An 18,495-nucleotide genomic window follows, 5' to 3' on the forward strand; every position below is an offset into this window, starting at 1 on the left:
TCTACAACAAGCAGCTTCTGGAAGAGGAGCTGGCACAGGTCTAGCACATAGAGGGATCGAGGAAATTGAAACCTCCGGGGACCGCCATCACTCCCTTACCTGACGACTGACTGCTCATGCGGCGTACGGTCAAAGACGAGCTACTCGACCAGGATCTGGGAACGCCCGCGGAGGTGGCGGGCTCGCTGCGCGACCTCCGCATGTTCAACCGCTACTTCGGCGGGATCCGGGCGGGGCACCGGCTGCTGCGGCGGGTGGCCCGGACCACGGCAGCAACCCGGCTGTCTCTGCTGGATGTGGGCTCGGCTTCGGGCGACGTGGCCGCGGCGCTGCGCCGGCGCCTGGCGCGCGAGGGCGTGGAACTCTCGCTCACGCTGCTCGACCGGGTCGCCTCGCACTTCGATGGGCGCAACGGCCACGGCGACGCGCGGCGCGTCCAGGGTGACGCGCTGGCGCTGCCCTTCCGCGACGCCGCGGTGGACGTGGTCAACTGCGGCCTGTTCGCGCATCACCTGGAATCGGACGAGCTGGTCGCGTTCCTCAACGACGCGCTGCGGGTGGCGCGCCACGCCGTCGTCATCAACGACGTGTGCCGCTCCCCGGTGCACCTCGCGCTGGTCTATGCCGGGCTGCCGCTCTATGCCAGCCGGCTCACCCGCCACGATGCGCCGGCCTCGGTGCGCCGCGCCTACACCGCCGCGGAGATGCGCGCCATCGTGGAGCGCACGCAGGCGCACCGCGTGGAGTATAGCCGCCATTATCTCTACCGCCTGGGCGTGATCGCGTGGAAACGATGAAGGACTGGGACCTGATCGTGGTGGGGGCGGGTCCGGCGGGCACCGCCGCCGCCATCACCGCCGCGCGACAGGGCGCGCGTGTGCTGTTGCTGGAGCGCGGAGCCTTTCCCCGCCACCGGGTGTGCGGGGAGTTCGTGTCGCCGGAGTCGCTGGGGCTGCTGCAGGAGTTCGCCCGCGAAAGCCCGCCCCTGGCTTCCCTGCTGGACGAGGCGGAGCGCATCGCGCAAGCCCGGGTCTTCCTTGACGGCCAGGTGTGGGAGTTTCCGGTGCGGCCCGCCGGGGCCAGCATCCCGCGCTTCGATCTGGACGCCGCCCTGTGGGGGCTGGCGCAGGCGGCGGGCGCGGACTGCCGCCAGGCCACGGTCACGGCCGCCGGCCAGAACGGCGGGTTTCGCGTCGACACCACCGCGGGCAGCTACCACGCGCGCGCCCTCATCAATGCCTCCGGACGCTGGTCCAACCTCGGTCCGCCGGAACGCTTCGCAGCCCGCTCCCCGAAGCCGCGCTGGCTGGGAGTGAAGGCGCACTTCCGCGAGCCGCGGCCCGCCAGCTCCGCGGACCTCTACTTCTTCCGCGGCGGCTATTGCGGAGTGCAGCCCGTGGCGGCGGACCGCGTCAACGTCTGCGCCATGGTGCGCGCCGACGCCGCCACCACGCTGGAAGAGGTCCTCAAGCAGCATCCGAGCTTGGCGGAGCGAAGCCGTGAGTGGGGCCCGGTGATGGAGCCGGTTGCCACCTCCCCGCTGCTCTTTGGCAAGCCGGAGGCGCGCCGCGGCGGACTCCTGCTGGCGGGCGATGCCGCCGGCTTCGTGGACCCCTTCGTGGGCGACGGCATCTCGTTGGCCTTGCGCGGGGGCGTGCTGGCGGCGCAGGCGCTGGCCGGCTTCTGGTCGGGAGAGGTGACGTTGGAAGAGGCGGCGCGCAGGTACGAGCGCGCTTATCGGATCCAGTTGGCGCCGGTCTATGATGCGGCTTCGCATCTGCGGCGGCTGGTGGCCCTGCCCCGCGTCCTGCGCTCCCCGGCCCTGCGCCTGCTGAAGTCGAACGCCCTGGCCCGCTACTTCCTGCGCAAGACGCGGGCTATGCTGCGAGCCTGACCCGGCGGGACGTCAGCGCACGGCCAGGACTTCGCGCACGTTGTCGCGGGCGAGGAAGAACTTCAACGAGGCGAAGCCAGCGAAGAGGTTCTCGATGTGGCGGTTGTGGAAGACGCGCTGCAGGCGGTAGTGGGCGCCCGGCTGCAGCTCCATCAGATCCTCACCCAGGATGTGGTAGCGGTAGTGGGGAGCATCGGCGCCGGCATCGCGGGTATGGAAGAAGGCCAGCAGCACGCCCCCGGGCCGCATGGCCGCCCCGATGCGCTCCACCGCCGGCCGCACCAGCGGCTCGTGCAGATAATCGCAAAGGTCCCAGCACAGGACGCCGTCGAAGGGCGCCCCCTGGTAGACGAGGTTCGCCTGCAGGAAGCCCGCGACGTCGAAAACGAGCTTGCCCTCCTTGCTGCGGCCCAGAGTGAAGGCGGGGTCGCTGGCGGCCAGCAGCACATCCTCGCTGTAGGTGTTGTGGCCCATGCCGGTCAGGCGGGTGATGTTGGTGGATGAAGTGGGTCCCAGGTCGAGGATGCGCAGACCCTCGCGCCCGGCCAGGGCGCGGCTGAACTCCAGCAGCCCGCTGGAATGGCGGAGGATGCGGTCGGGCCCGCGAGGCACGGGCGCCGCCCGGCCGGAAGCGTCCTCGGCGCCGTGCAGCATCTTGGAAAGGCCTTGCGTCACTGAACCCTGGCCCGGTTTCCGCCCGCTGCGGAAGCGGGCGCGCCGGGGCTAGTTCTTCGGCTCCAGCAGCGACGACTGCGCGGTCGCGGCCGAGGCGACCGTGGCGGCCGGGGTCGCGGAGGCTCCGGCGTAGGCGGCGGCGCCCGCGCTCTCGCGGCGGGACTCGCTCTTCCCGCCCTCCTTCTTGGTGATGTCGATCGCGCCCTTGAAGTAGGCGCCGTCCTCGATGACGATGCGCTGGGTGGAGATGTCGCCCACCAGGATGGCGGATTTCTTCAGCTCCACGCGCTCGTTGCCGTAGACGTTGCCGTCCACCTTGCCGTGGATGACCACGTCGCGGGCGTGGATGTTGGCGCGCACCCGGCCGTTGGGCCCGATGATCAGGCTGTGGTCGCGCAGCTCGACGTTGCCCTCCACCTCGCCGTCCAGGTAGAGGTCTTCGCTGCCCGAAAGCTCGCCCTTGATCAGCACCGACTTGCCGATGCTGGCGACCTCGGCGCGGTAGGCGTCCAGGGAGCGCGACGGCTCCGCGGACCGGGCCTCACGCGGCGGGGTGTAGGACGCGGCCGCGGGCGTAGCGACCGCGGGAGGCGTGGCCGGCGTACCGGGCTTTTCATCGCGGGACTTCCACATATGTGCTTTCTCCTGGGCTCTTCCTCAGCCAGACTTTTTCGGGATCATGGGCCGCAAGGGGGCGTGCCGCGCAATTTCCCGGATCAGAATCGCTGAGAAGGACTATACCCAACCTGCGCGAATCCGGCCAAGGGTTTTTTGGGGTCCCTAGGCGCGGAAGCTCTCCTTGCGCACGGTCAGGCGCTCGAGCAGCGACCCCCGCACGGCATAGCCCATTCCCGGCTGGTCGGGCACCTCGATCATTCCCTGCGGGGTGACCTCGACCTCGGGCTCGACGATGTCTTCCGTCCAGTAGCGCTTGGAGGCGGAGACGTCGCCGGGCAGGCGGAAGTTCTCCAGCGTGGAGAGGGCGATGTTGTGGGCGCGGCCGATGCCGGACTCCAGCATGCCGCCGCACCAGACGGGGACGCCGCGAGCCTGGCAGAGGTCGTGGACCCGCCGCGCCTCGCGGAAGCCGCCCACCCGCCCCAGCTTGATGTTGACGATGCGGCAGGCGCCCAGGTCGAGCGCCGCCTCGGCGTCGCGGGCGTGGTGGATGGCTTCGTCCAAGCAGAGGGGCGTGGCCAGTTGCTTCTGCAGGCGGGCGTGGAGATAGAAGTCGTCCGCCCACAGCGGCTGCTCGATCATGAGCAGGCGGAAGCGGTCGAAGGACTTCAGATGCTCGGTGTCGTCGAGGGTGTAGGCGGTGTTGGCGTCGCAACTGAGCAGGATCCCGGGCCAGCGCGCGCGGGCCGCCTCCAGTACCTTCACGTCCCACCCGGGCTTGACCTTGAGCTTGATGCGGCGGTAGCCGGCGGCCAGTTCGGCGGCGATCTTCTCCATGAGCCTCTCCACCGTTTCCTGGATGCCGATGGAGACGCCGCACTCGATCTGCCGACGCGAGCCGCCCACCAGCTTCCACAGCGGGATGTTCATCTGGCGGGCTTCCGCATCCCACAGGGCGTTCTCCAGCGCGGCTTTGGCCATGCGGTGGCCTTTGACCTGCGCGAGCAGCGTGCCGCTGTCGGCCGCGCTCCCCAGTTGCTTGCCCAGCAGGGCGGGCGCCAGGTAATGGACGAGGACGTGCCAGGCGGTGTCGGTGCACTCGTCGCTGTAGAAGGGATGCTCGCCGGCGGTGCATTCGCCCCAGCCGGTCACGCCCTCGCAGTGCGCGGTGGCCAGCAGGATGCGGCGCTCGGTGGTGCGCCAGCCGCTGGTCTCGAAGGGATGCACCAGGGGCATGCGGATCTCGCGCAGCGTGATGGCTTCGAGCTTCATCTCTCACCCGCTGGCATACGACCAGGTCTCGTCCCAGCGCCCCAGCAGGAACCTGCCGTTGCCCTGGGGGTCGCGCTCGTAGCCCAAGGCGGCCAGGGAGTCCGCGAAGGCGCTCTGGAACTGCTCGCGGTTGCGCAACTGCACCTCGCGGGCCTTGGCTTCGTCGGCCGGCGCCTTGCGCCAGGCGTAGATCTCGGCGGGCACAGCGATGCGGCGCTCCGGCGGGAAGGCGGGGCGTGCGCCCGTCTTCAAGAGCGTCTCCACCCGCCGCGAGCGCAGCCACCACTCCGCCACCAGCCGGTCAGTGGGCAGCGAGCCGTGCAGCGGCGAGGAGGTGATGCCGTACTGGTTGACGTAGTAGCGGCGGGCGATGGCCCCCAAGCGCTCCAGGTTGAGGTAGGCGTTCTTGATCTCCAGGGGATCGAAGGTCCACTCGATGAGCTCGATGCCGCGGGCCAGGGCGTCCTCGCGCTGAAAAAGCTTCATGCGCCGTCCCAGCCCGAGATTGCGGTGGTCCTCGCGCACCGCCAGCATGTGGGAGTGGAGATAGGAGTGGCCGTTGCGAGCGCCGGGGACGGAGAGCGCGAAGCCCACCAGGTGGCCGCCCTCGAAGGCCCCGATCACCTGTCCGCCCACTTTTTCCGCCACCACGAACATGCGCAGCGGCACCAGTTCCGCGTCGGAGAAGTGCCAGACCTCCTTTTGCAGGTCGACGCAGGCGCGGAACTCCTCGATGCCCTTGCAGGCACGGATGAGGACGCGCTCGGCCGCGGCGGGCGCGGGCATCAGCGCCTTCCCTCCCCCTGCTTGGCCTGCTGCCACAGGGCTTCCATCTCCTCCAGCGAAGCCTCCTGGGGCTTGCGGCCTTGGCGGCGCAGCTCTTCCTCCAGCCACTGGAAGCGGCGCTTGAACTTGCGGTTGGTGCGGCGCAGCGCCGACTCCGGGTCGAGCGAGAGATAGCGCGCGATGTTGACCAGGACGAAGAGCAGGTCGCCGACCTCGTCCTCCAGGCGCGACCTGAGTTCGTCCGGGACCTCTTGCGTCCCCGCGCCGGCGACCCCGCGGGCGAGGGGCCGCGGCCCGGGCGCCGGGAACTCTTCCAGGTGCTTCTTCAATTCCGCGGTCTCTTCGCTGAGCTTGTCGAAGAGGCCTTCGATGCTGGGCCAGTCGAAGCCCACGTGGGCGGCCCGCGAACTCATCTTGAAAGCCTCGAGCAGCGAGGGGATGGCCGAAGAGACGCCGGCCAGCACCGAGTCGGGGCTGACCGTGCCCTTGGGCATCTTGCCGCCGCCGGCGGCCAGGCGCTGCTCCTTCTCCCGCGCCTTCAGCGCCTCCCAGTTGCGCAGCACGTCGGCCGGAGTCTTGGCCTCGACGTCGCCGAAGACGTGGGGATGGCGCGCCACCAGCTTGTTGGAGAGGCGCTCGAGCACGTCGCCGATGGTGAAGCGGCCCTCCTCTTCCGCCATCTCGGCGTAGAACAGCACCTGCAGCAGCAGGTCGCCGAGCTCGCTCTTGAGTTCGTCCCAGTCGCGATTGTCGATGGCCTCCAGCACCTCGTAGGTCTCTTCCAGGGTGTAGGGCTTGATGGAGTCGAAGGTCTGTTCGCGGTCCCAGGGACAGCCCCCGGGGGCGCGCAGCCGCGCCATGATAGAGACGGCGCGCTCGAATCGTTCGCCGGTGCTTGGCATAACTCCCTAATCTATCCGACTGCCCGGGCAAATCCAACTCGGGGCGGCGCCCGAAACGGGAGGCGGCCAGCCCCGGGGAGGACGACCTCTCCCGCCCTCATGTAGTAGACTTTAGAATCGGAACAGAAGATCTGACAGGTGCGCGCCTGTCCAGCAGCGGCCCGGTAGCTTCCTCCCCAGGTGCGATCATGAATAGTTCTTCCAGCAAGCAGCCTGCCGGTTACGTCACCTTCCTCCTGCATTCTCACCTGCCCTACGTGGTGCACCACGGCACCTGGCCGCACGGCCTGGACTGGCTGAACGAGGCCGCCGCGGAGACCTACCTGCCGTTGCTGCGCGTCCTGGGCGAGCTGGAGCAAGAGGGCCTGGCGCTCAAGGCCAACGTCAATCTCTCGCCCATCCTGCTGGAGCAGCTCTCGCACTCCACCTTCCAGGAGGAGTTCCGCGACTACCTGAAGCAGAAGGTGGAAGCGGCGCAGCAGGACGAGCGCGAGTTCACCCAGCAGGGCGAGAAGCACTTCGCGGAGCTGGCGCGGTTCTGGCAGCGCTTCTACGGGGAGCGGGCGCAGCAGTTCGACGCCCTGGGCGGCAACCTCGTCGCCGGCTTCAAGCACTTCTACGATTCGGGCGCCATCGAGATCATCACCTGCGGCGCCACCCACGGCTACTTCCCGCTGCTGGGGACCGACGCCTCCATCCGCGCCCAGGTGCGGGTCGGGGTGGAGACCCACCAGCGCTACTTCGGGCGCCAGCCCCGGGGTATCTGGCTGCCGGAGTGCGGCTATCGTCCCGCCGGAAGCTGGCGTTACCCGGTGGCCGTGAACGGCAGCGCTCCCGCCAATCCCTTCCCCCGCGAGGGCGTGGAGCAGATTTTGGCCGAGGCAGGCATCGAGTACTTCGTGGTGGACACCCACCTGGTGGAGTCCACGGCGCGCTTCACCCCCTATGAGCTGCTGGCCGGCGACGTGCCGGTGGCGGTCGAGACCGAAGGCGGCGTGGAGCGCGCCTCCTTTTACCGTCCCTACTTCGCCGACTCGCCGCAGCGCGAGCAGGCGCGGGTGGCCTTCTTCACCCGCGACCCCCGCACCGGCATCCAGGTGTGGAGCGGGGAGCACGGCTATCCCGGGGATCCCGGCTACCTGGAGTTCCACAAGAAGCGCTGGCCGGGCGGGCACCGCTACTGGCAGGTCACACACCCGCGCGTGGACCTGGGCCTGAAGACCGCCTACTACCCGGAAGCAGCCCACGAGCGTACCCGCATCCAGGCGCAGCACTTCTCCCACGTGGCCAACTCGGTGCTGCGCTACCACGCGCCCCAGAACCAGAACGGGACCCCGCCCATCCTGACCGCGCCCTTCGACGCCGAGCTCTTCGGGCACTGGTGGTTCGAGGGCCCGGAGTGGCTCAAGCACGTGGCCGAGGAGTTCGCTCACCCCGGCAACCCCCTGGCCCTGATCTCCTGCGGCGAGTACCTGGACAAGTACCCGCCCGCCGGCTACGTGGCTCTGCCCGAGGGCTCCTGGGGACGCAACGGCCAGCACGAGGTCTGGCTGAATCCCGAGACCCGCTTCACCTGGGAGCAGATCTATCCCGCCGAGCTGGCGGTGCAGCAGATGGTGGCGGGCGGGCGCTGGCAGGGGCACGAGGCTGCCACCCGCCTGGCCAAGCAGATCTGCCGCGAGTTGCTGCTGCTGGAGTCCTCCGACTGGCAGTTCCTCATCACCACCCAGCACGCCCGCGACTACGCCGAGAAGCGCTTCCACACCCACCTGGAGCAGTTCCGGGCGCTGATGGGGGCCTGGCGGCAATTCGAGAGCACGCAGCAGCTCTCGGCGGAGGCCATGCAGAAGCTGGCCGAGATCGAGCGCCGCGACGACGTCTTCCCCGAGATCACGCCCGAGGTTTACGCCCGCTGAAGGCGCGGGCCAGCAGCCGGGTATCGTCGGAGAGGATGGCGTCCACCCCCCACTCGGCCAGGCGCCGCATCTCCCGCTCCCGGTTCACCGTCCACGCGAACAGCTTGCTCCCGGCCGCGTGCACCTCCTCGATCAAGCTGCGAGTGACCAGGGTGTGCTTGGGGATGACGACGCTTACGGGCAGGCTGGGCCAGCGGGCCAACTCGCTGCGGCGGTCGCAGATGAAGCCTGTAGGGATGCTCGGGTCGCGCCAGGCGAGGTTGCGCACCGCTTCCGGCAGGAACGACGAGACCACGTAATCGCGCAGCGGCGGGCGCTTCCGCAGCAGGGCCACCAGCGCCCGCTCCATGCCCGCCACCTTCAACTCGATATCCAGGAAGCAGCGGTGGGCGTAGCCGTCGAGCACCTCTTCCAGACAGGGAGGCAGGAACTTCCCGGGGGCCTTTCCTCGCTCCGCTTCTATGACCCGCGGCAGGACCTTGGCGCTGCTCCTGGCGCAGAAATCCTCGTAGGTCTCTTCGGCGATCTCGATTCCGGCGAAGGCGGGATCATGGCAGACGATCAGCCGCCGGTCGGCGGTGGCGCGCAGGTCGAACTCGAAGCCGTCGCAGCCGTGCTCCAGGGCCAGGTCGAAGGCCGCGAGGGAGTTCTCCGGGGCATCCCTGCGAGCGCCGCGGTGGCCGAGCAGGAGCGGCCGCCGGGGAGGCCGCGTGGACCGGTGGCTGACGACGACCTGCAGCTCGGCCATGGCCGCGGCCGGCTAGTCCAGGTCGATGTCGCGCACCGGCTTGCCGGTGTCGGGCGACTCCTTGGCGCGCTTGACCGCCTCCTGGAACTTTTTCTCCAGAAGCTGCGCCTGGTTCTTCTGCGCCTCCACCGACTGGCGGAAGATGGATTCCTTGCGGCTCTCCTGCTCCTTGAGGGCGCGCGCCGCTTCTTCCATGTCGGCGAAGGTCTTGGGACGCACCGCGGCGGTATGGGCGATGACCGCCTGGGTCTGCGTGTCCACCTTCAGGGTCGCCTGGCAGCAGGGGCAGGTGATCTCGAATTGGGTGTGCTTGGCCATTCGCGGCCATCATACCACCCAGGAATTGACGATTGAATCATTGAGTCATTGACGGTTGGAGAAGCGCGCCTGAGGCAGGGTCGAGCAGGGTTCAGAGCCGGATGACCTGATGGTCCGGACAGGCGGCGCGGGCGGCATCGTAGAGGCGCAGCAGCAGCTCGGTGCCATAGCGCGCGGTGAAGAAGACGCCGGCGAGCTGGCGCTCCTGCAGGTCGTGGTTGGGATAGAGAGAGGCGGAAAGCAGGTCGGCGTGGCGGGCGACCTCCTGGCTGCGTCGCAGCTCGGCGCGGGCGGCCCGCTGCCGCAGGCGGTCGAGCTGGTATTGCATCTTGGAGGCGGCGCGGCCGGCGGCCTCCACCAGAGTCGGATCCAGCTTCTGCAGGGAGCCCTGAACGCCGGCCAGCGACTCCCGCAGGCTGCGCTCCGCGGCCTCGAGGCCGCCGCTGACCTCGGCGGGCAAGGCGCGCGCAGCCAGCATCTCGCGCAGGCGCTCGGGACCGTGGAAGGTGTCGGCCACGCCCATCTGGTAACGCTCCAGCAGGCGCTGAGCGCGCGGTTCCACCAGCGTGGCACTGAAGCGTGGCAGGATGGGCGTCACCCGTCCCAGCAGCTTCTGGTACGCCACCGCGGCCTGGGCGAAGTACGCCACCTCGGAGGGACCGCCGATATAAGCCAGGGTGGGCAGCAGGTAGTCCTGGACCACCGGCCGCAGCAGCACGTTGGCGCTGAAGTTCTCCGGCGCACCGGCGATGCGCCGCAGCAGCTCCTCCTGAGAGAGCCTCTCCTCTCCCAGGGTAAAGGCGTGGTTGACGCGGTGCACGGGCAAGCGGCCCCCCTCCTGCATCCCGAAGAGCAGCGTGGAGGAAGCCGTGACCTTCACCTGCACGTGGTAGCCGGCGGTCTCCAAGGCGCGGCCGCGCTCGAGCAGGGCCTGGTCCAACTCCGCGGCGCCCGCGATCGCGGCCTGGTAGATGGGCACGGCCAGGGCGTGCAGCTCAGGGTCGGAAGCATCGAGCAGCACCACCCCGGAGTGCGCGAACAGGCGGGAGAAGAGGCGGGCGAAGGCGCTGCCCAAGGTCTCGCCCGGACGGTAGCACTCGCGCAGGAACCGCGTGGTCGGAGTATCGCCCATGAGCCTGGCGGCCTCCGCCACGACCGCCTCGATCTCGGCGGCGAAGCGCACCGTTCCCACGGGCGCGCCCGGCCCGCCCGCGGCGGTGCTGGTCAGCTTCACCAGCCCACCCTCGAGGCCGGGCAGGGTGGCGTGGTTGACCTCCGCCAGGTCGTGGTCTTCGGTGGCCAGCCAGAATACCGGGACGCATTCGACCCCGCCCTGGGTGAGCTCCGCGGCCAAGCGGATGGCGGAGAGCGCCTTGTAGAGGGCGAACAGGGGCCCGCCGAAGAGCCCGACCTGCTGCCCGGTCACCACCACGGCGGCGCCGGCGGCCAGGCGCCGGATGCTGTCCAAAGTAGCCGCCGAGGCCCCCCAGGCCCGGTTCTGGCGCTCCAGAATCTGCGTAACCCGCGCGCGCCGGCCGGCATCAAAGTGCAGGGACCGGGACTCCTGGGGGAACCAATCGCGGGTCAGGGGAGGATGGGCATAGAACTGGCCCACGCGCTCGAAATGGGAGGTATAATCCGCAAACAGTCGGGTGACATGGGGGATGGCTGAAAGCGGGATACAGTCGGTAGTCACCAGCCGCACATCCTCCGTCCCTGGTACTGAACGAACTCCCCAACCTCTCCTTCAGCCCGGGTTGGATTGTACAGGGGAGCACGGAGTTGGATGTATGAGTTCAAGCACAGTTGCAGGAAAAGTCGGACTGGCGGCCACCCTGGTGGCTGCCCTGGCAGTACCGGGCCCGGGACAGCGCGGCGGCCGCCCCGCTCCCCCGCCACGCGCGCCCATCCAGCAGCAGCCGGTGCGCCAACCGCAGAACAACGTCTCGCCCTTCAGTACGGCCGACACCAGCACCCCCAACTTCGCCAAGAGCGACAGCCGCCCGCTCAAGTTCTCGACCTCGGTGCAGATGGTGCTGGTGCCGGCGGTGGTCACCGACAAGTCCGGGCATCACATCACCGGCCTCACCAAGGACGACTTCCTCTTGCTGGAAGACGGCAAGGAGCAGAGGATCGCCAGCTTCGAGGAGATCCATGCGGGCTCCGCGCCCGTCGTCCGCTCCCCCGCCCCCGCCAACCAGTTCAGTAACGTGGCGGTGGGTGACGAATCGCCGCGCCATTTCACCGTCATCGCCCTGGACACCGTCAATACCCCGTTTCTGGACCAGACGCGGGCGCGCGAAGCTCTGGTGAAGTACCTCGCGGAAACCCTCAGCGAGGGCCAGCCGGTCATGCTGTGCACCATCGGGCGCGGCGGCATCAAGGTGATCCACGACTTCACCACCGACCCGGCCGTGCTGCGGGCGGCCCTGCAGAAAGTCCACGCCGAACTGCCGCCGGCCACCGGCGGCGGCAACCCCGCCGATGCTCCCCCGGTGGACTCCAAGACCTTCGCCAGCCAAGGTGCGACCGTGGAAGCCGACCAGTTGCTCGCCTTCATCCAGGGCCTGGACCAGTCGCCTGCCTTCGAGCAGGACCTGTCCGTGGCCACCACGCTGGAGGCCTTCCAGTACATCGCCCAGGCCTTCGACGGCATTCCCGGGCGCAAGTCTCTGATCTGGGTGACCGGCAGCTTCCCCTTCAACATCGACACCGATACCTCCGCGCTGCTGGGCTCGGGGAGCCCCTCGGGACTCTACGAGCGCACCTTCCAGATGCTGAACAACGCCAACATCGCCGTCTATCCAGTGGACGCGCGCGGGCTGGTGTCGGTGGGCATGCCGGACGCTTCCGTGGCCTCCACCCACGCCAATGTGACCAATCCCAGCGTGGTCATCCAGAACGCGCTGTCGACGCACATGGACACCATCGCCACCCTGGAACAGGTGGCGGCCATGACCGGGGGCCGCGCCTTCTACAATCGCAACGACCTCGACGGCGCCTTCCGCGAGGCCGCCGACGACTCCTCCGACTACTACCTGCTCGGCTACTACCTGGACAAGACCAACACCAAGGCGGGCTGGCGCAAGCTCACCGTCAGGACGCACCGCGATGGCGCCCACGTGCGCGCCCGCGACGGCTTCTTCCTCACCCGCACCCTGATGGACCCGACCGAGACCCGCCAGATGGACCTGTACGTGGCCCTGCAGTCGCCCCTGGACTATTCCGCGCTCCCGGTCACGGTGCGCATCGCCAGCATCCAGAACGAGGGCGGCACGCGGCGCGTCCACTTTGAGATCGTGCTGCCGGCCAACGCCGCCAGCATCGATGCCGGCGACGGCAACCGCCTCAACCTGGACTTCGCTGCCGTGGCCCGCGACCCCAAGGGCGACGGCAAGGCGGTCTTCTCCCAGACCTTCTCCAGCAAGCTCAAGCCCGATGGCGTGGCCTTGATCCGCGACAGCGGCATCACCTACACCAACGTCCTGGACCTGCCTCCGGGGGAGTACTCCATCCGCTTCGTGGTGCGGGATAACCTGAACGGGCGCATGGGCAGCGTGCTGGCCCCGGTCAAGGTGATGTGAGCGGGGAAGCCGGAAAAGCAACCGGAACCAGGGCACGGCAGGGGCATCGAATCCATTGACTTCCAAGCACTTGCAACCTAGATTGGAAGTGGTTCTTTGAGTCGGACCGCAGGGCGCGATGCGTCTTTCCCGTGGGGGCGTCACGGCTTCGACGGAAATGCTTGCGGCCGGGAGGCATGCCGGGGTGCACACACCCGTGATCGCGTGCAACCAAACAAGTGCCAACCAACAGCTGGCATACGCTGCTTAATTGATTAAGTAGCCGTCCTCCGCGGCTTCGCCCGTGGGCTGCGGAAGGGCGTCGCACAGCGGGCTGGCTTCCGGGGCTACGTCTGGGTCCCGGAGGTAAGACTTCCAGGCTAGCGGCGCGCGTTTCTTGTCGCTTCTGAGCGCGCGCGGCGAAGGTTCCCGGCGAAGGCCGGGAGCGGGAAGCCGACTAAGCATGTAGTCTCCCGACCAGTGACATTTTCGGACGCGGGTTCAACTCCCGCCGCCTCCACCAAAGAACAGTACTCAGTACCCGGTACTCCTCCTGCGCCCGCCTGGGCGCCGATTAGAAGCGAAGCGCCAATGCGGGCGGCGCGGCCCTGCGGTATACTGCGGCCGCCTGCCATGCCCTGCGACGTCATCGAGAAGCTACGTGAAGAGGCGCGGGAGCTCCGCCGGGAACTCAAGGAGAAGCGCGAGCTGGCGCGCCAGAAAGGGCAGCAGGAGCAGCGCCTGGCCCACCGCCCGCGCAGTGACTTCGAAACCTACCTGCAGCGGCGTATCCAGAAGAACGCCGCCGAGATCGAACGCCACCTCGCCCAGCACGGCTGCGAGTGAATCCTTGGATCATTTGCTGATTGGGTGATTGGGCGATTCGAAATCCCCCAGTCAGCAAGTCACCCTATCACCCAATGCGCTCAGGCCGAGGCGCTCTTCTGGAAGGCGGCGACGGCGTTGTCCTCGCCGTCGTACACCTCGAAGATGGTGACCAGCTTGGTGATCTGCAGCTGGTCGTCCACGCGCTTGGTGAGGTTGGCCAGCTTGATGTCGCCGCCGGCCCCGCGCGCGGAGGTGTACAGGCCCACCAGCGTGCCCAGGCCGCCGCTGTCGATGTAGCTCACCCCGCCCAGGTTGAGGACGATCTGCCGGGTCTCCGAGAGCAAGCCCTTGATCTTGTCGCGCAGCATGGCGGTCTCGTCTCCGAAGACGATCCGCCCATTGCAGTACACGATGGTGACATTGCCCGCGGTGCGGGTCGACAGCTTCAGAGCCATACGAAGTCCTCCACGATTGCCGCCTCAGCCTACGCCGCTTGCGACGGCTTTTCAAGCCGGGGCGGCCTTCCCGCCCCCGATCGCCCCGCGCTCTTCAAGCCGCCGGGGCCGCACCGAACTGCTCGCGCAAGGCCCGGATCTGCCCAGCGTGGTGCTCGGCATGCTCGGCGTAGAGCTTGACGAAGTCGGCCAGCGACATCTCCCCGTGCTCCTCGTGCACCGCCTTGTTCTCCCAGGCGGATTCCGGCAGTGACCGCAGCATCACGCCGGTGGTCTTGCGCAGCAGGCGGAAGAGCTTCACCATCTGCTCCGGGGCCTGCTGCTCATAGCCCAGGCGATCGGCCCAGGCATCCTGGTCATAGGCCTTGAGGGCGCTGCCGGGCTGCGCGGCGGTAGTGCGTAACCGGGCCACGCCCACCACCTCGGCGTCGGCCAGATGCGCCGCCAACTGGCGGATGCTCCACTTCCCCGGCGCCGGCTTTCGGTCCAGGACCTCCAGGGGAACATCGCGCAGGGCTTCGGCCACCAGCTTGCCCCCCTTCTCGTAGCGGCGGATGAGTTTGCGGATCTCGGAAGACTTCATGGTTCCTCCGGCGGGCGACGCCTGCTTTGACGGGGCGCGCCGCCCCGGCATACCGTTATACCGCATGGACGACGGCCTGACCACCATCGCCACCTTCCTCGACCTGCTGGAAGCCCAGGTGGCCCGCGGCCTGCTCGAGGTCTCCGGCATCGAGTGCGTGCTGCTGGACGAGTACGCCACCGGCATCCACTGGGCGCACGGCGACTTGGGCGGCATCCGCCTGCAGGTGCGGGAGTCCGAGGCCGAGGCGGCGCGCGCCGTGTTGGCCAGTCCACCGCCGCCTTCTGAGCCGGAGGCGCAGGACATCGAATAGGGTCCGTAACGGGATCAGCCTGAAAACGCGGCTACCGATGGTGTGGCCGCAAGAGCTCCGCCCCCAGACCGACCAGAGCGTAGACGGCGGCATTAGCGAGGAGGAAGCAGTAGTACGCCAGCGGGACGGTCCGCCCAAGTAAGAAGGAAGCCGGGGCGGTGATGGCAACGACGGTCGAGCGTCCCAGCCCAGGGTTGGGCCAGGTGGCCACGGCATAGAGGCCCCAGCCGCCGGCTACCGCCAACCCGCTCAGCGCCCACAGGGCAATTCTCCGCTTCATACGATTTCCCAAGCTCCTCTTGTCCTTGCGATTCTACCACTTCGTCGTAACGTATAATCGGAATCTCGATGAGCTACCAAGTCCTGGCGCGCAAGTACCGGCCGCAGCGTTTCGCCGAGGTGATCGGACAGGAGCACGTCACCCGCACCCTCACCCACGCCCTGGAGCAGCAGCGCATCGCCCACGGCTACATCTTCAGCGGGCACCGCGGCATCGGCAAGACCACGGTGGCGCGCATCCTGGCCATGGCGCTGAACTGCCGCGCCGGTGACCAGCCCCGCCCTGAGCCCTGCGGGAAGTGCGACTCCTGCGTGGAGATCCGCGAGGGCCGCTCGGTGGACGTGCTCGAGATCGACGCCGCCACCAACCGCGGCATCGACGAGATCCGCGAACTGCGCGAGGCCGCCCGCTACCGCCCCGCCCGCGACCGCTTCAAGATCTGGATCCTGGACGAGGCCCACCAGATCACCGACGCCGCCTTCAATGCCCTGCTCAAGACCCTGGAGGAGCCGCCGGCGCACGTGGTCTTCATGCTGGCCACTACGCAGCCCGAAGACATCCCCCAGACCATCCGCTCGCGCTGCCAGCACTTCTCCTTTCACGCGGTGCGTTTCGAGGAGATTGTGGAGCAGTTGCGCGCCATCGCCCGCAAAGAGAAGATCCAGGCGGACGACGACGCGCTGGCCATGCTGGCGGAGGCGGGTGACGGCTCCATGCGCGACGCCCTCTCCATCCTCGATCAAGCCATCGCCGGCTTCGGCGAGAAGCTGACCGCCGCCAACGTGCGCGGGCTGGTGGGCTCCGTCCCCTCCGAGATCCTGGAGGAGATGATGGGAGCGGTCGAACGCAATTCCAGCGAGGAGGTGCTGCGGCAGGTGGACCGCCTGCTCAGCGAGGGCCAGAACCCGGCCTACTTCGCCCGCCAGATGGTGCGCTTCCTGCGCAACGCGGTGGTGGCCAAGGTGGCGGGCAAGGAGTCACCCGTGCTGCAGATCTCCTCCGACGAGCGCGCGCGCGTGGCCCGCGTGGCGGAGAAGTTCTCCGAGGAGGACCTGGCGCGCTTTCTGCAGATCATGCTGCGCACCCATAGCGAATTGGGGTACAAGCAGGAGCAGCGCTTCCACCTGGAGTTGGGCCTGCTCAAGCTGGTGCACGCGCAGCGCCTGCTGCCGATGGAGGAGATCCTGAGCGGCGCCGCGGCGGACCGCGTGGCCCAGCCGCCCTCGGCTGGCGCCCCCAGTCCGCGTGTGTCCCCGCCGCCTGCCGTGGTGCCGGCACGCCCGGCTTCCCGCAGCCCTTCGCCCTTTGAGGCCGACAAGGCCCGCAAGAGCGGCCTGCCCAAGCCGGAGATGTCGGTGGGAGCCACGGCGCTGGCTACGGCGGAATCTCCCGCGGTCGCGACGCAGCCCGGCGTCCTGGAGCTGCGCGAGGCGGTGCTGGGCGCACTGGAGGAGGCCGGCCACCGCATGCTGGTCACGCTGCTGGAGCGCGGCGAGTGGGGCCTGGAGGGCGCCGAGGCCGTGGTCCAGGTCAAGGAGTCGGCGGGCATGGTGGAGATGTCGATGGGTGCGGAGCCGCGGCGGATCGCCAACGCGGCCGCAGCCCAAGCGGCGGGCCGGCCGCTCAAGCTCAAGGTGGTGGGCGGGGCCGTCTCCAACGGGACCAACGGCGACACCGAGCGGCCACCGGCCCCGGCCACAACTGCCAACGGGCGCAGCCGCGCCGCCCAGGACCCGGTGGTGCGCCGCATGCAGGACAAGTTTGGTGCGGAGATCAGGACCGTCATCGATCACAAGGAGAAGCGCTAGATTGATCGATTTATTGATTTATTCATTTCTTGATTGAAGGAGAGCTGGCGCAGACGGCGCTTGCTGCCCCAAGAAATGGGGAGATCAATAAATCAAGAAATCAATAAATTCCTATGGGCGGCTTCAATCCCAAGCAGTTGCAGTCCATGCTGGCGCAGGCGCGCGAGCAGTACGAGGCCCTGCAGAAGAAGCTGGCCGAAACCGTGGTGGAGGCCTCGGCGGGCGGCGGCGCGGTCAACGTGAGGATGAACGGCCGGAAGAATCTCCTGTCCGTCACCATCGAGCCCGAGCTGGCCCGCTCCGGAGACGCGGAGATGCTGCAGGACCTGATCACCGCCGCGGTCAACGAGGCGGGGCGCAAGGTGGACGAGGTGCTGCAGACAAGCGTGGGAGGCCTTTTGGGGGGGATGCAGGGGCTCTTGTGATCGAGTAATTGGGTAATTGAGGAATCGGGTAATTGAAAACCCGGGCACAGCCGCTTCTCAATTACTCAATTACCCGATTACACAATTACTCAATCATGTCCAGATTCGCAGAACCGATGACCCGCCTGATCGAGGAGCTGAAGAAGCTCCCCGGAGTGGGGTCGAAGAGCGCGCAGCGGCTGGCCTTCCACATCCTGCGGGGAGCGGGCGAGGACGCGGAGGCGCTGGCCGCCGCCATCCACGACGTCAAGGAGAAGCTGCGCCTGTGCTCGGTGTGCAACAACATCACCGACGTGGATCCCTGCGCCTACTGTTCCAGTCCCACCCGCAACCAGCGCCTGGTGTGCGTGGTGGAAGAGCCCACCAACATCGCTGCCATCGAGAAGACGCGGGGCTTCAACGGCGTCTACCACGTGCTGCATGGGGCGCTCTCGCCGCTGCACGGCGTGGGCCCGGAGCAACTGCGCATCGCCAACCTCACGCGGCGGGTCGAGTCCGGACAGGTGGACGAGATCATCCTGGCCACCAACCCCACGGTCGAGGGCGAGGCCACCGCCACTTATCTTTCGAAGACGCTGAAGCGCCCGGGATTGAAGGTGACGCGCATCGCCACCGGGGTCCCCGTGGGCAGCGACATCGAGTACGCCGACGAGATCACCATGCAGAAGGCGATGGAGGGGCGGCGGGAGCTGTGAGGTTTCAACGTTCCAAGGTTTCAAAGCTTCAAGGTACGCGAGGTGTGGTTTTGTCTTTGAAACCTTGGAACATTGAAACTCTGAAACCTCAAGCCCCGTCCTTGGCGATCTCCACCACGACGTTGTAGTCCGGCGCAGAACTGACCGGGTCGTAGCGCCGCTCGATGAGCACGTTGCCCTCGGGCCAATAGGCCTGCACGTTGCCCGGACAGATGTCGGCCGGGTGGACGTGGCCGCGGAGCTCGCCCAGCGCCGAGCGCACCACCACCGCATCACCGTGCTTCAGCCCTAGGCGGCGGGCGTCCTCCACATTCAGGAAGACGTCGTCGCGGCGGCGCGCGCCGGTCAGGGGATCGCGGGGACCATAGGTCATGGAGTTGAACTGCTTGCCGCGGCGCGTGGAGAAGTAGAGCTTC

Annotated in this window: 21 protein-coding genes and 1 other RNA gene; 10 read left to right on the forward strand and 12 right to left on the reverse strand. The window is 68.1% G+C overall.

The genetic code is table 11. The annotated features are described in order from the left end of the window. The first annotated feature begins 116 nt into the window (after positions 1-116). Together VEG08_00390 and VEG08_00395 are read left to right on the forward strand one after the other, a co-directional pair. A complete protein-coding gene (locus VEG08_00390; protein ID HXZ26435.1) occupies positions 117-797 on the forward strand; it encodes a methyltransferase domain-containing protein in 681 nt (226 codons plus the stop codon). After that, complete coding sequence (locus VEG08_00395; protein HXZ26436.1) at positions 794-1,894, forward strand: FAD-dependent monooxygenase; 1,101 nt, start codon at positions 794-796, stop codon at positions 1,892-1,894. Before VEG08_00390 ends, VEG08_00395 begins: the two co-directional genes overlap by 4 nt. Before the next feature lie 12 nt (positions 1,895-1,906). Here VEG08_00395 and VEG08_00400 read toward each other — a convergent pair whose 3' ends face one another. From VEG08_00400 to mazG, 5 genes are all read right to left on the reverse strand, one after another. Next, positions 1,907-2,569 carry an SAM-dependent methyltransferase gene (locus tag VEG08_00400; GenBank protein HXZ26437.1) on the reverse strand — a complete coding sequence of 221 codons (663 nt, stop codon included), beginning with the start codon at positions 2,567-2,569 and terminating at the stop codon, positions 1,907-1,909. A gap of 48 nt (positions 2,570-2,617) precedes the next feature. Beyond that, positions 2,618-3,202 carry a polymer-forming cytoskeletal protein gene (locus tag VEG08_00405; protein HXZ26438.1) on the reverse strand — a complete coding sequence of 195 codons (585 nt, stop codon included), beginning with the start codon at positions 3,200-3,202 and terminating at the stop codon, positions 2,618-2,620. A 147-nt stretch (positions 3,203-3,349) separates the two neighbouring features. Beyond that, positions 3,350-4,459 (reverse strand): o-succinylbenzoate synthase, encoded by a 1,110-nt coding sequence (gene menC, locus VEG08_00410; GenBank protein ID HXZ26439.1) that lies wholly within the window; start codon positions 4,457-4,459, stop codon positions 3,350-3,352. Positions 4,460-4,462: 3 nt separating this feature from the next. Beyond that, positions 4,463-5,245, reverse strand: coding sequence for a GNAT family N-acetyltransferase (locus VEG08_00415; GenBank protein ID HXZ26440.1), 783 nt, complete (start codon positions 5,243-5,245; stop codon positions 4,463-4,465). Further along, a complete protein-coding gene (gene mazG / locus VEG08_00420; GenBank protein ID HXZ26441.1) occupies positions 5,245-6,147 on the reverse strand; it encodes a nucleoside triphosphate pyrophosphohydrolase in 903 nt (300 codons plus the stop codon). Before mazG ends, VEG08_00415 begins: the two co-directional genes overlap by 1 nt. A 188-nt stretch (positions 6,148-6,335) precedes the next feature. Between mazG and VEG08_00425 the strand changes: the two genes are divergently transcribed. Beyond that, complete coding sequence (locus VEG08_00425; GenBank protein ID HXZ26442.1) at positions 6,336-8,063, forward strand: 1,4-alpha-glucan branching protein domain-containing protein; 1,728 nt, start codon at positions 6,336-6,338, stop codon at positions 8,061-8,063. Here the strand turns inward: VEG08_00425 and VEG08_00430 are convergent. The 3 genes from VEG08_00430 to bshC form a co-directional block, all read right to left on the reverse strand. Beyond that, positions 8,038-8,811 (reverse strand): glycerophosphodiester phosphodiesterase, encoded by a 774-nt coding sequence (locus VEG08_00430; protein ID HXZ26443.1) that lies wholly within the window; start codon positions 8,809-8,811, stop codon positions 8,038-8,040. The genes VEG08_00425 and VEG08_00430 overlap by 26 nt on opposite strands. 12 nt (positions 8,812-8,823) lie before the next feature. After that, positions 8,824-9,129 (reverse strand): hypothetical protein, encoded by a 306-nt coding sequence (locus VEG08_00435; protein ID HXZ26444.1) that lies wholly within the window; start codon positions 9,127-9,129, stop codon positions 8,824-8,826. Between the two features lie 91 nt (positions 9,130-9,220). Then, positions 9,221-10,825 (reverse strand): bacillithiol biosynthesis cysteine-adding enzyme BshC, encoded by a 1,605-nt coding sequence (gene bshC / locus VEG08_00440; GenBank protein ID HXZ26445.1) that lies wholly within the window; start codon positions 10,823-10,825, stop codon positions 9,221-9,223. Between the two features lie 94 nt (positions 10,826-10,919). On the opposite strand from bshC, the gene VEG08_00445 reads away from it, so the two are divergent. From VEG08_00445 to VEG08_00455, 3 genes are all read left to right on the forward strand, one after another. Continuing rightward, positions 10,920-12,713, forward strand: coding sequence for a VWA domain-containing protein (locus VEG08_00445; protein HXZ26446.1), 1,794 nt, complete (start codon positions 10,920-10,922; stop codon positions 12,711-12,713). A 133-nt stretch (positions 12,714-12,846) separates the two neighbouring features. Further along, positions 12,847-13,215, forward strand: a transfer-messenger RNA (tmRNA) gene (gene ssrA / locus VEG08_00450). 110 nt (positions 13,216-13,325) lie between these two features. After that, positions 13,326-13,538, forward strand: a complete 213-nt coding sequence (locus VEG08_00455; protein ID HXZ26447.1) for a hypothetical protein — start codon at positions 13,326-13,328, stop codon at positions 13,536-13,538. Between the two features lie 80 nt (positions 13,539-13,618). Here the strand turns inward: VEG08_00455 and VEG08_00460 are convergent, their stop codons facing one another. Beyond that, the gene (locus VEG08_00460; GenBank protein HXZ26448.1) at positions 13,619-13,975 is read right to left on the reverse strand and encodes an STAS domain-containing protein; all 357 of its coding nucleotides are present in this window, start codon (positions 13,973-13,975) and stop codon (positions 13,619-13,621) included. Between the two features lie 94 nt (positions 13,976-14,069). After that, complete coding sequence (locus VEG08_00465) at positions 14,070-14,558, reverse strand: DinB family protein (GenBank protein HXZ26449.1); 489 nt, start codon at positions 14,556-14,558, stop codon at positions 14,070-14,072. Between VEG08_00465 and VEG08_00470 the strand changes: the two genes are divergently transcribed. After that, positions 14,557-14,871 (forward strand): DUF2007 domain-containing protein, encoded by a 315-nt coding sequence (locus tag VEG08_00470; GenBank protein HXZ26450.1) that lies wholly within the window; start codon positions 14,557-14,559, stop codon positions 14,869-14,871. The genes VEG08_00465 and VEG08_00470 overlap by 2 nt on opposite strands. Before the next feature lie 31 nt (positions 14,872-14,902). On the opposite strand, the gene VEG08_00475 is transcribed toward VEG08_00470, so the two are convergent. Further along, on the reverse strand, positions 14,903-15,151 hold the full coding sequence (locus tag VEG08_00475) for a hypothetical protein (protein HXZ26451.1): 249 nt from the start codon (positions 15,149-15,151) through the stop codon (positions 14,903-14,905). Between the two features lie 68 nt (positions 15,152-15,219). On the opposite strand from VEG08_00475, the gene dnaX reads away from it, so the two are divergent. The 3 genes from dnaX to recR all read left to right on the forward strand — a co-directional run bounded on the left by dnaX (position 15,220) and on the right by recR (position 18,079). After that, the gene (dnaX, locus tag VEG08_00480) at positions 15,220-16,959 is read left to right on the forward strand and encodes a DNA polymerase III subunit gamma/tau (GenBank protein HXZ26452.1); all 1,740 of its coding nucleotides are present in this window, start codon (positions 15,220-15,222) and stop codon (positions 16,957-16,959) included. 113 nt (positions 16,960-17,072) lie between these two features. Next, complete coding sequence (locus tag VEG08_00485; GenBank protein HXZ26453.1) at positions 17,073-17,384, forward strand: YbaB/EbfC family nucleoid-associated protein; 312 nt, start codon at positions 17,073-17,075, stop codon at positions 17,382-17,384. A gap of 95 nt (positions 17,385-17,479) precedes the next feature. Next, entirely contained in the window at positions 17,480-18,079 is a 600-nt protein-coding gene (gene recR / locus VEG08_00490) for a recombination mediator RecR (GenBank protein ID HXZ26454.1), read from the forward strand. 88 nt (positions 18,080-18,167) lie between these two features. On the opposite strand, the gene VEG08_00495 is transcribed toward recR, so the two are convergent. Then, a partial coding sequence (locus tag VEG08_00495) for a molybdopterin dinucleotide binding domain-containing protein (protein ID HXZ26455.1) occupies positions 18,168-18,495 on the reverse strand: 328 nt, incomplete at its 5' end.

This window comes from Terriglobales bacterium, from assembly GCA_035624475.1.
Lineage (GTDB): Bacteria > Acidobacteriota > Terriglobia > Terriglobales > Acidobacteriaceae > DASPRL01.

What these genes read in the sequence shown, in the direction of transcription:
- dnaX (HXZ26452.1), top strand. Translation starts at nt 15,220, where the DNA reads ATGAGCTACCAAGTCCTGGCGCGCAAGTACCGGCCGCAGCGTTTCGCC.
- VEG08_00455 (HXZ26447.1), top strand. Translation starts at nt 13,326, where the DNA reads ATGCCCTGCGACGTCATCGAGAAGCTACGTGAAGAGGCGCGGGAGCTC.
- recR (HXZ26454.1), top strand. Translation starts at nt 17,480, where the DNA reads ATGTCCAGATTCGCAGAACCGATGACCCGCCTGATCGAGGAGCTGAAG.
- VEG08_00430 (HXZ26443.1), bottom strand. Translation starts at nt 8,811, where the DNA reads ATGGCCGAGCTGCAGGTCGTCGTCAGCCACCGGTCCACGCGGCCTCCC.
- VEG08_00435 (HXZ26444.1), bottom strand. Translation starts at nt 9,129, where the DNA reads ATGGCCAAGCACACCCAATTCGAGATCACCTGCCCCTGCTGCCAGGCG.
- VEG08_00445 (HXZ26446.1), top strand. Translation starts at nt 10,920, where the DNA reads ATGAGTTCAAGCACAGTTGCAGGAAAAGTCGGACTGGCGGCCACCCTG.
- VEG08_00405 (HXZ26438.1), bottom strand. Translation starts at nt 3,202, where the DNA reads ATGTGGAAGTCCCGCGATGAAAAGCCCGGTACGCCGGCCACGCCTCCC.
- VEG08_00425 (HXZ26442.1), top strand. Translation starts at nt 6,336, where the DNA reads ATGAATAGTTCTTCCAGCAAGCAGCCTGCCGGTTACGTCACCTTCCTC.
- menC (HXZ26439.1), bottom strand. Translation starts at nt 4,459, where the DNA reads ATGAAGCTCGAAGCCATCACGCTGCGCGAGATCCGCATGCCCCTGGTG.
- VEG08_00390 (HXZ26435.1), top strand. Translation starts at nt 117, where the DNA reads ATGCGGCGTACGGTCAAAGACGAGCTACTCGACCAGGATCTGGGAACG.
- VEG08_00460 (HXZ26448.1), bottom strand. Translation starts at nt 13,975, where the DNA reads ATGGCTCTGAAGCTGTCGACCCGCACCGCGGGCAATGTCACCATCGTG.
- VEG08_00485 (HXZ26453.1), top strand. Translation starts at nt 17,073, where the DNA reads ATGGGCGGCTTCAATCCCAAGCAGTTGCAGTCCATGCTGGCGCAGGCG.
- VEG08_00470 (HXZ26450.1), top strand. Translation starts at nt 14,557, where the DNA reads ATGGTTCCTCCGGCGGGCGACGCCTGCTTTGACGGGGCGCGCCGCCCC.
- VEG08_00465 (HXZ26449.1), bottom strand. Translation starts at nt 14,558, where the DNA reads ATGAAGTCTTCCGAGATCCGCAAACTCATCCGCCGCTACGAGAAGGGG.
- VEG08_00395 (HXZ26436.1), top strand. Translation starts at nt 794, where the DNA reads ATGAAGGACTGGGACCTGATCGTGGTGGGGGCGGGTCCGGCGGGCACC.
- VEG08_00475 (HXZ26451.1), bottom strand. Translation starts at nt 15,151, where the DNA reads ATGAAGCGGAGAATTGCCCTGTGGGCGCTGAGCGGGTTGGCGGTAGCC.
- VEG08_00415 (HXZ26440.1), bottom strand. Translation starts at nt 5,245, where the DNA reads ATGCCCGCGCCCGCCGCGGCCGAGCGCGTCCTCATCCGTGCCTGCAAG.
- mazG (HXZ26441.1), bottom strand. Translation starts at nt 6,147, where the DNA reads ATGCCAAGCACCGGCGAACGATTCGAGCGCGCCGTCTCTATCATGGCG.